Raw genomic sequence first — 7,906 nt, forward strand, 5'->3', positions numbered from 1 at the left:
CGCCGACGTCATCGCCCGCATCTCCGACATCCCCGTCTCACGCCTGCCCGAACTGCTCCCGTGGAACTGGGCCGCCCCCGCAGCCAGCGTCAAGGCCGCCTGACCGCGGTTCCCACCGGATGCTTACGAAGCGCTTGACGGTCGCCTCCTTGATCGTGCGGTTCATCCGCTCGACCTGGCCATTCGTCCAGGGGTGGTTCGGCTTGGTCAGGCGGTGCTCGATCCCGTTCGCCTCGCAGATCATGTCGAAACGCATCTCCCGGGAAGTGATGGTGTACCTGTTGCGGGGCTGCTCGGCGAACTGGATGCCCCTCGCCACTGTCTCTCGGACCATGTATGGATGGCGCCTTGGCAAGAGCTTTGTTTGGTCGTCTGGCACTTGGTCGGTCGCGGCCATGTATACGGCGTCTCGTTTGCGGCATGAGGTGCCGCGCGCCCTGATGAAGTCCGCTGGATGGACGGGTCCCGATCAATGGCACGCGGGAGCCGCCGCAGGCTTCCATCGCCACGACGCACGGCTGCAGTTGCCCAAAGAACGCCAGCACCTGATCCCGTCTCAGCTTCTTGCGCAGCACTGCCCGCCCTGACGCGTCAGCCCGCCCTGTCAGGGATGTTGCCGCTGGGTTTCAGAAGTTGATGATGGCCTGAGGCGGGCGGAGGACAGGACGAACGGTGGCGTACTCGAGCGAGCGGAAGGCATCGGTGATCGCGAAGATGCTTCCACCCCACAACATGCCCCTCCAGCGGTTGTCGCAGGAGGAGGGTATATCGATTGGCACGCTGTCGCGGTGGCGGGCTGAGGCCCGGGCGCGCGGTAAGCTGCTCCCCGATGGCCAGGCCGGGCCCGAGGGGTGGACGGCGCGGGACAAGTTCGCCGCGGTGATGGAGACTGCGGCGATGAACGCGGCGGAGCTGTCGGAGTACTGCCGCGGCAGGGGCCTCTATCCCGAGCAGATCCGGGTCTGGCGGGAGGCCTGCGAGCGGGCCAACGACTGGGACCGTGCGGCCTCGCGGCAGATCGCGCGGGAGACGAAGGACGATAAGAAGCGCATCCGGGATCTGGAGCGCGAGCTCGCGCGCAAGGAGAAGGCGCTGGCCGAGGCGGCCGCGTTGATGGTGCTGAGAAAAAAGGCGGACGCGATCTGGGGCCCAAGGGAGGGCGGGGACGAATGACCCCAGCCCCGGATCGCAAGGAGATTGTTGCCCTCGTCGAGGGCGCCATGGCTGCAGGGGCCCGCCAGGCCGCCGCCTGCGCCGAGCTTGGCCTCGATGCCCGCACCCTGCAGCGCTGGACAGATCCGGAGGGCGCGGTGCGCGAAGATCGCCGCCCCCTGGCCGAGCGCCCCGTGCACCGATCCGTCTTCCCGGCCAACCGGCTGACCGAGGCGGAGCGTGACCAGATCGTGGACACCTGCAACGCGCCCCAGTTCGCGAGCCTGCCTCCGAGCCAGATCGTGCCGAAGCTGGCGGACGAAGGCGTGTACATCGCCTCGGAGTCGAGCTTCTACAGGGTGTTGCGCGAACGGGGCCAGAACCACCGCCGTGGCCGCGCCCGCAAGCCTGGCCGGTCACGGCCACCGGCAAGCTTCCAGGCGAAGGCGCCGTGCGAAGTCTGGAGCTGGGACATCACCTGGTTGCCAGGGCCGGTGCTGGGCATGTTCTTCTACCTCTATCTCATCGTCGACATCTTCAGCCGCAAGATCGTCGGTTGGGAGGTCCATGAGCGCGAGAGCGGGGAACTCGCGGCCGGCCTGCTGGAACGTGCGGTCTGGGCGGAGGGGTGCATCATCAACCCGCTGATCCTGCACGCCGACAACGGCAGCCCCATGAAGGGCGCGACGATGAAGGTCACCATGGAGCGCCTCGGCGTCACCCCCTCCTTCAGCCGACCGCGGGTGTCGAACGACAACCCCTTCTCCGAGGCCCTGTTCCGGACCTGCAAATATGTCCCGACCTGGCCCGCCAAGGGGTTCGCCTCGATCGACGAGGCCCGCGCCTGGGTGATGGAGTTCGTGAACTGGTACAACACCCAGCACCAGCACAGCGCGATCCGCTTCGTCACCCCCGACCAGCGCCATCGCGGTGAGGACAAAGCCCTCCTCGCCAACCGCCACGACGTCTATCAGGCCGCGCGCGAAAAGCACCCCGCGCGATGGTCAGGCCGGACGCGCAACTGGCAACCCATCGGCCCCGTCTGGCTCAACCCCGAACGGTCCGACACACAGCGCGGAGGCCATGGGGGCGCCGACGCGCTCACCCAAAGAGCTGGCGGCGGCGCCCCCATGGCCGGCCCTCAGCAGAGCGCAGCATGAACCAGTCCCAAGCGGCAACAATGTTGACAAACACCGTCAGCGCCATGCGCCTGAAACACATTCTTCGCCAGGTCGAGCCCGACCGTGATAATCTCCGACATGACCGTCCTCCTCCGTGGATCCCCGCAGACCCACCGTGGCACATCGATGCCGTCGGGGGGCGGTCACATCATCAACACCCAACTGACCGAAAAACGCCAACCTGATCCCGTCTCAGCTTCTTGCGCAGCACTGCCCGCCCTGACGCCTCAGCACCATGCGCCTGAAACACAGTCTTCGCCAGGTCGAGCCCGACCGTGATCATCTCCGACATGACCGGTCCCCTCTGTGGATACTCGCAGACACACCTTGGCACATTGATGCCGTCGGGGGGCGGTCACATCATCAGCGCCCCTCTGGTGGCTAAGTGTTGCGTTCACCGCACGGGCTTGGGGGTGCAGCGGGCGCGGCGGCGACGGCGGATGCCGAGACGGACGCGGTTCAGCTCGCTCAGCACGATCCGCCATTCCGGGCGCCCCGCCACCTTCGTGCCGCCCCGCGGCACGGCGAGGTGGGCCTCGACCTCGTCAATGTCGGCGCCGTGGCGGGCCATGACAGCGCGCCAGTGCTGGATCGGCACCTTCAGTGGATTGTCGCGCAGCAACTCGACCTTCACGAAGGGCATACCGCACTGCACCAGATGTTCCCAGTAGCTATGGCTAACGTTGACGAGGGCGACCTCGTCTGGATCGCAACCGGGAAACAGCGCGTCCAAGGGGAATAGCACCTTGCTGCTCAGCCCCCAGCGGACGGTGGCAAGGTTAAACAGGCGGGTCTCCAACGCGTCGATAACGTCTTGCTTGCGGGTCAGTACCGGCATTTCTGCCCAGAAGGCGTGCACCGCGTCATTCTTTAGCGCCCGACCTTGAAGCATGAAGAAATAGCTCTGCAAATGAAGGCGAGGATGTTGCGATTCAGTCAGCCCCACATACTCGGCTGTCTGCGCCCGGAGCCGATCCATGAAGCACGGAAACAGCATCGGCAGGGGCAGGATACTGTCGTTGGTGAAAACCAGCCGCCCGGCTTGCCAAGCATCGGGCAGGAGTCGGAGTGTAGCAGCCCATGTGGCAAAATCCATGCCCCCATTGGCCCGGAGCACGACTCCCTGCGCCGCCGCCAGCGGCGCGAGGTCCGGGGTAGAGTTGGGATCCTCAAGAGCTACACACGCGACTACGGTCCACCCGTTTTCGGCCAGTAGGGCGATATGGCGCGCTGTAGCCTGCGTCACCCGCCCCTGCGGCGCATACAGGGCAAATAGGCAAAGATCTTGCCCCGCCACTGCTCCTGGATGCCGTACCACGCGGGCCGACAGCGGGTCTCGCTCAGTTCCGGAGTGCGTTAAGGGGGTGGTGTGCGAAGGCGTGCCGGCAACAGAGATGCTGCTAGGCGCTTCCCCCTGCCCCTGCGCCGCCACGGGCTCGGACGGTCGAGCTCGCTTCGCCGGTACCGATGCGGGTTCACCCGGGATTGCGCCCCGGGTTCGAAGGTCATCGGAGGGCATACTTGGCAGTCTCCCTTTTGTAACGCTTCAAGGCTCACGGCCTAGTTCCTGCCGCTCGGCTCTCGCTCGTCGGGAGTAATCTTGCACCGGCGGTGCCGACGGGCAAGCTCTCTCGTCCCGGGCCCTAGGTGTTCAGTCCCGGCATCTGGTGGGTCGGATCAACGATGAAACGATCCGGCTCTGATGTCCAGATTTTGCAGATGCATTCGTAGGGCGTGAGGCCGCCGAGCGTCTTGAGCCTGCGGGCAAGGTTGTAGGCTGCCATGAAGTCGGCGAGGTGTGTCCGCAACGGGTCGTGGCTTTCGTAGTGGAAGCGCTTGACGGTCGCCTCCCTGGTCGTGCGGTTCATCCGCTCGACCTGGCCATTCGTCCAGGGGTGGTTCGGCTTGGTCAGGCGGTGCTCGATCCCGTTTGCCTCGCAGATCATGTCGAAACGCATCTGCCGGGAAGTGATGGTGTTCCTGTTGCGGGGCTGCTCGGCGAACTGGATGCCCCTCGCCACTGTCTCTCGGACCAATGGCGTTCCAATGGCTCGATCGGTCAGGATCGTGTGGATGCGATAGGGCACGACGCGCAGGAGGTATTCCAGAAATTCCCAGGCCGTGCGCCGGTCGGCCTTCTCCACAAGCCGGGCGACGGCGAACTTGCTGGTGCGGTCGATGGCCACGAAGAGGAAGAGCTTGCCTTCGGCCGTCTGCACCTCGGCAATGTCGATGTGGAAAAAGCCAATGGGATAGCGCTTGAACCGCGCGCGCGTCGGCTTGTCCCCGCCCACATCCGGTAGCCGGGAGATGCATTCGCCATGGTGCTTGAACCAGTGGCGCACCATGGCTGCATCGCTGCAGGCACCGGTGCAGCGCCGACCGGGTCAGATGCGGGATCGAGGGCTGCAGGGCGTAGAGGCAGTCATCGAGCGGCAAGAGTGTGTGCCGCCGGAAGGCGACGACAGCCGCCTCCTCTTCCTCGGTCAGGACCGTCGAGCGCGGTTCCTTCGGCCCGGTCTTCATGTCCTCGACCGTCGCCTACTTGCGCCACTTCGCGACGGTCTTCGGATTGATCCCGACTTCCCGGCTCAGCTGCGCGAGCGAAGCTTGCGATCGCTGTATCGCAGCTCTGACGGCGTGCGTGGTCGTGGCGCTCCCGTGACGAACTTGTTCCATACGGCTTCCTTCCATCCCTGAGAAAGCATCGCACCATCAAACCGTGGGATCAAACACCTAGATCCCATGATCGCGGCGTGAGCTGACTGTGGCGGTGCGTGCTGTGACCTCGTTGAGGGTCGGGGGCGGGGGCGGGGCGATCAGGCCGGATGCAACCGCGCGCAAATAGGAGTGTCGGGCGGCGGCAAAGATCGGCTCGGAGTTTTTCTTGAGACAGAAGGTCCCGAGGGCACGGGCGTTGCCCAGCGGAAAGGCCACCGGGTAGCGGCGACGGTTGACCCAGCGGCGGATGTGGTCCAACGCGTCGGCCCGCCACGCTGCCTCGTCGCCCGAGCCCATCCATGTCGGGTGCGGGCCTGTTTTGGCCGACTCGGCCCACAGCGATGTTGTCGCTTCGGACGTCCTCATCTGCGGTTCTGTCCTTTCCGGGCGCCGGCGCTGCAGCGCAGCCTCATGTTCTCCAGGCACTTGGCGGTCGAAGGTGGCCTGTACGGTACGGGGCTCGCGGGCACCCTGGGCCCTGGGCCACCCTGCCCGCGTCAGTAGGACCGCGTTCTCTTTGGCGAACTGATGGTCGTCATAGGCGGCGTGGTCCAAGATTTCGCATAGCGAAACTGTTTCTTGCATTGCCATTGCCTTCAGGAACATTTCGCGTGTGCCCAAGGCGGCGAGATCGAAGCCAGCGGCCTCCATCGCGCGGGACAGGCCGATCTCGCCCCGCCTGATAGTGTCGGGCTTGTAGTCGGTCAGGCGGTAGCCGTCCCAAAAGGCTTGGAACGCCGGTGCCCGCCACAGCCGCGCGGAGACGCTCAGGCAGTAGCTTTCCAAGTGGCGGCGATCGGTGGGCCTGCCGCCGCTGCGGTCATGGGCGACCTTCTCGTCTTGGACGATGCCCACCAGATCGCCGGCATGCGTAAGCAGAGCCGAAAGCGGGTCTGCGTCCATGGGGCACCAGACGCTGTCGTTCATCAACAGCAGCCGCTCAGGCTGCAAGCCCTCAGCGCGGATTAGCCGGATTCCGTCACGGTAGGCGCCAAAATCATAACCGAAATTGGGCCGTTCCACCACGCGCCACGCGGTGTCCGCCAGCGCTGCGCGGTCAGCGTCAGCCAGTGGCGCGTTGGAGACGACCAATGGTGCCACCCCCGCCGCCGCAAGCCACCGACATGTTGCCAGAGTCGAACCGGCCACCCCGCCCGGTTGGTAAAGCACAAGGACCGACAGCCGCGCGTTCGGTTGTAGCGTGCCCACGGTCTGGTGCAGCGCGGCGGGGAATGCCGCGTCATAGGCCCTCGCGCGGCGCGGCTCGGTCAGGCGTTTAGGCAGCGCGGCAAGGCTGTGCGGTATGTTTGCGATCTGCGTCCCCACGCGTGCCAACTCCCGCCTCAACTTCCAGCCCGGGATCATTGCACCCTCCTGCCCGCACCCCCTCGCCTTGACGGGGATTTGGGCCGGGAATACAGTTTTGCCTTGGCTGCGGCAACCTGAGTGGCCGCGCGGGCATGGTCGAGTGCGCGTCGTCCAATCAGGCAGCGGCAAGGGACCCGAAAGGAAAAGCGCATGGACCGGGTTGTGCTGTGCATGCGGTGGGGGACGCTTTACGGACCAGAATACGTCAATGTGCTGTTCGGAGCAGTTCGGGCGTATCTGCCGGGGCCCGCCCGCTTCGTATGTCTCACCGACGACTCTTCTGGCATCCGCCCCGAGGTGGAGTGTCTTCCGATCCCTGACTTGGGTCTTCCCGATGATATGTGGCGCGTCGGTGCCTGGCCCAAGATTGCGCTGTTCCGCCGCGATTTGTACGGACTGCGTGGGCGGGCACTGTTCGTTGATCTGGACATGATTCCGTGCGGTGACCTGTCAGTGTTCTTCACCCATGGGCAAGGTCTGATGGCGGTGGACGAGGCGCCTTGGCGGACAGGCCTGCTGTCCCGAACCAGCCCGCCCGAGACCATGAGCGCGCTGATGGCCTTCGATCTTGGCAGTCTTGGCCACTTGGAGGAGAAACTGCGCGCTGCCCCGCGCGTCGTTGCAGACCGCTACGGGCTGGAGCAGCGCTATATCCACCATGAGGCGGACGTGCATGGCTACTGGCCAGCCGAGTGGGTCGTCAGCTTCAAGCGCCATCTTCGCAGGGCGCCAGGTATCGACAGGTTGCTCGCGCCGCGCCAGCCTCCGGCGGGGGCACGCATGGTCGCCTTCCATGGTCGCCCGCGTCCGGCCGATCTGGTGCACCGCAGCCCCGGAAACCGCGACCGCTGGCCTCACCACCTCGGCGCACCGGTGGCGTGGGTGGCCGAGCATTGGCACCGCCACGGCACTGACCCCTCGGCCCTCTAAGTGCCCGACTCGAAACTTCCTCAAGCGAAGCAATGCCTTGCGATGCGCCGTGTGAGGAGGCGGATATGGGCGATGAAAGCCATGGCGGTGGCCGAGGCGATGGTTTTCTCCCAATCTTTTGCGAGCCTGCGGCAGCGCCCTAGCCACGCGAAGGTACGCTCCGCGACCCATCGGCGCGGCAGGACCTCGAAGCCCTTGGCGGTGTCGGATCGCTTGATGATCTCGATGGTCCATTCGCCGTGACCGGCCATGGCGGCCTGCAGCATAGAACGGGGTGACCTCGACCCAGGCCCGGCGCCAGGCCGGGGCGATGGACGGGTATTTCCCGGCCCACTTCTCCTCGAAGGCATCGAGCTGGCGGGCGGCCTGCTCGGCAGTCGGGGCCTCGTAGATCGGGCGCAGGTCGGCGGCCACCGCCTTGCGGTCCGTAAGCATCCGGTGGGAACCGCGGTCAGGCGGCCTTGACGCTGGCTGCGGGGGCGGCCCAGTTCCACGGGAGCAGTTCGGGCAGGCGTGAGACGGGGATGTCGGAGATGCGGGCGATGACGTCGGCG

3 protein-coding genes and 7 pseudogenes are annotated in these 7,906 nt (G+C 65.8%); 2 read left to right on the plus strand and 8 right to left on the minus strand.

Annotated elements, in window-relative coordinates; translation table 11 throughout:
- Positions 1-127: 127 nt before the first annotated feature.
- Both CCR87_RS08315 and CCR87_RS08320 read right to left on the minus strand, forming a co-directional pair.
- Positions 128-229: pseudogene (locus tag CCR87_RS08315) on the minus strand (integrase core domain-containing protein); the annotation flags it as partial.
- A 253-nt stretch (positions 230-482) separates the two neighbouring features.
- A pseudogene (locus tag CCR87_RS08320) lies at positions 483-608 on the minus strand (IS110 family transposase); the annotation flags it as partial.
- A 106-nt stretch (positions 609-714) separates the two neighbouring features.
- Here CCR87_RS08320 and CCR87_RS08325 point away from each other — a divergent pair.
- Positions 715-2,219 (plus strand): annotated as a pseudogene (locus tag CCR87_RS08325) (IS3 family transposase); the annotation flags it as partial.
- 273 nt (positions 2,220-2,492) lie between these two features.
- Here the strand turns inward: CCR87_RS08325 and CCR87_RS17230 are convergent.
- The 4 genes and pseudogenes from CCR87_RS17230 to CCR87_RS08340 form a co-directional block, all read right to left on the minus strand.
- A pseudogene (locus CCR87_RS17230) lies at positions 2,493-2,625 on the minus strand (IS110 family transposase); the annotation flags it as partial.
- A gap of 102 nt (positions 2,626-2,727) precedes the next feature.
- The gene (locus CCR87_RS17790) at positions 2,728-3,852 is read right to left on the minus strand and encodes a rhamnan synthesis F family protein (RefSeq protein ID WP_476748499.1); all 1,125 of its coding nucleotides are present in this window, start codon (positions 3,850-3,852) and stop codon (positions 2,728-2,730) included.
- A 124-nt stretch (positions 3,853-3,976) separates the two neighbouring features.
- Positions 3,977-5,012 (minus strand): annotated as a pseudogene (locus CCR87_RS08335) (IS481 family transposase).
- A 57-nt stretch (positions 5,013-5,069) separates the two neighbouring features.
- Positions 5,070-6,419, minus strand: a complete 1,350-nt coding sequence (locus tag CCR87_RS08340; RefSeq protein WP_201157073.1) for a rhamnan synthesis F family protein — start codon at positions 6,417-6,419, stop codon at positions 5,070-5,072.
- Positions 6,420-6,572: 153 nt separating this feature from the next.
- On the opposite strand from CCR87_RS08340, the gene CCR87_RS08345 reads away from it, so the two are divergent.
- Complete coding sequence (locus tag CCR87_RS08345) at positions 6,573-7,352, plus strand: hypothetical protein (RefSeq protein ID WP_201157074.1); 780 nt, start codon at positions 6,573-6,575, stop codon at positions 7,350-7,352.
- Between the two features lie 20 nt (positions 7,353-7,372).
- On the opposite strand, the pseudogene CCR87_RS08350 reads toward CCR87_RS08345, so the two are convergent.
- Both CCR87_RS08350 and CCR87_RS08355 read right to left on the minus strand, forming a co-directional pair.
- Positions 7,373-7,600: pseudogene (locus CCR87_RS08350) on the minus strand (transposase); the annotation flags it as partial.
- A 13-nt stretch (positions 7,601-7,613) separates the two neighbouring features.
- A pseudogene (locus CCR87_RS08355) lies at positions 7,614-7,778 on the minus strand (transposase); the annotation flags it as partial.
- Positions 7,779-7,906: the final 128 nt, after the last annotated feature.

Source organism: Rhodobaculum claviforme, from assembly GCF_016653255.1.
GTDB classification, from domain to species: domain Bacteria; phylum Pseudomonadota; class Alphaproteobacteria; order Rhodobacterales; family Rhodobacteraceae; genus Rhodobaculum; species Rhodobaculum claviforme.

Coding starts and splice junctions, on each gene's coding strand:
- CCR87_RS17790 (WP_476748499.1), bottom strand. CDS start 3,852: ATGCCCTCCGATGACCTTCGAACCCGGGGCGCAATCCCGGGTGAACCC.
- CCR87_RS08340 (WP_201157073.1), bottom strand. CDS start 6,419: ATGATCCCGGGCTGGAAGTTGAGGCGGGAGTTGGCACGCGTGGGGACG.
- CCR87_RS08345 (WP_201157074.1), top strand. CDS start 6,573: ATGGACCGGGTTGTGCTGTGCATGCGGTGGGGGACGCTTTACGGACCA.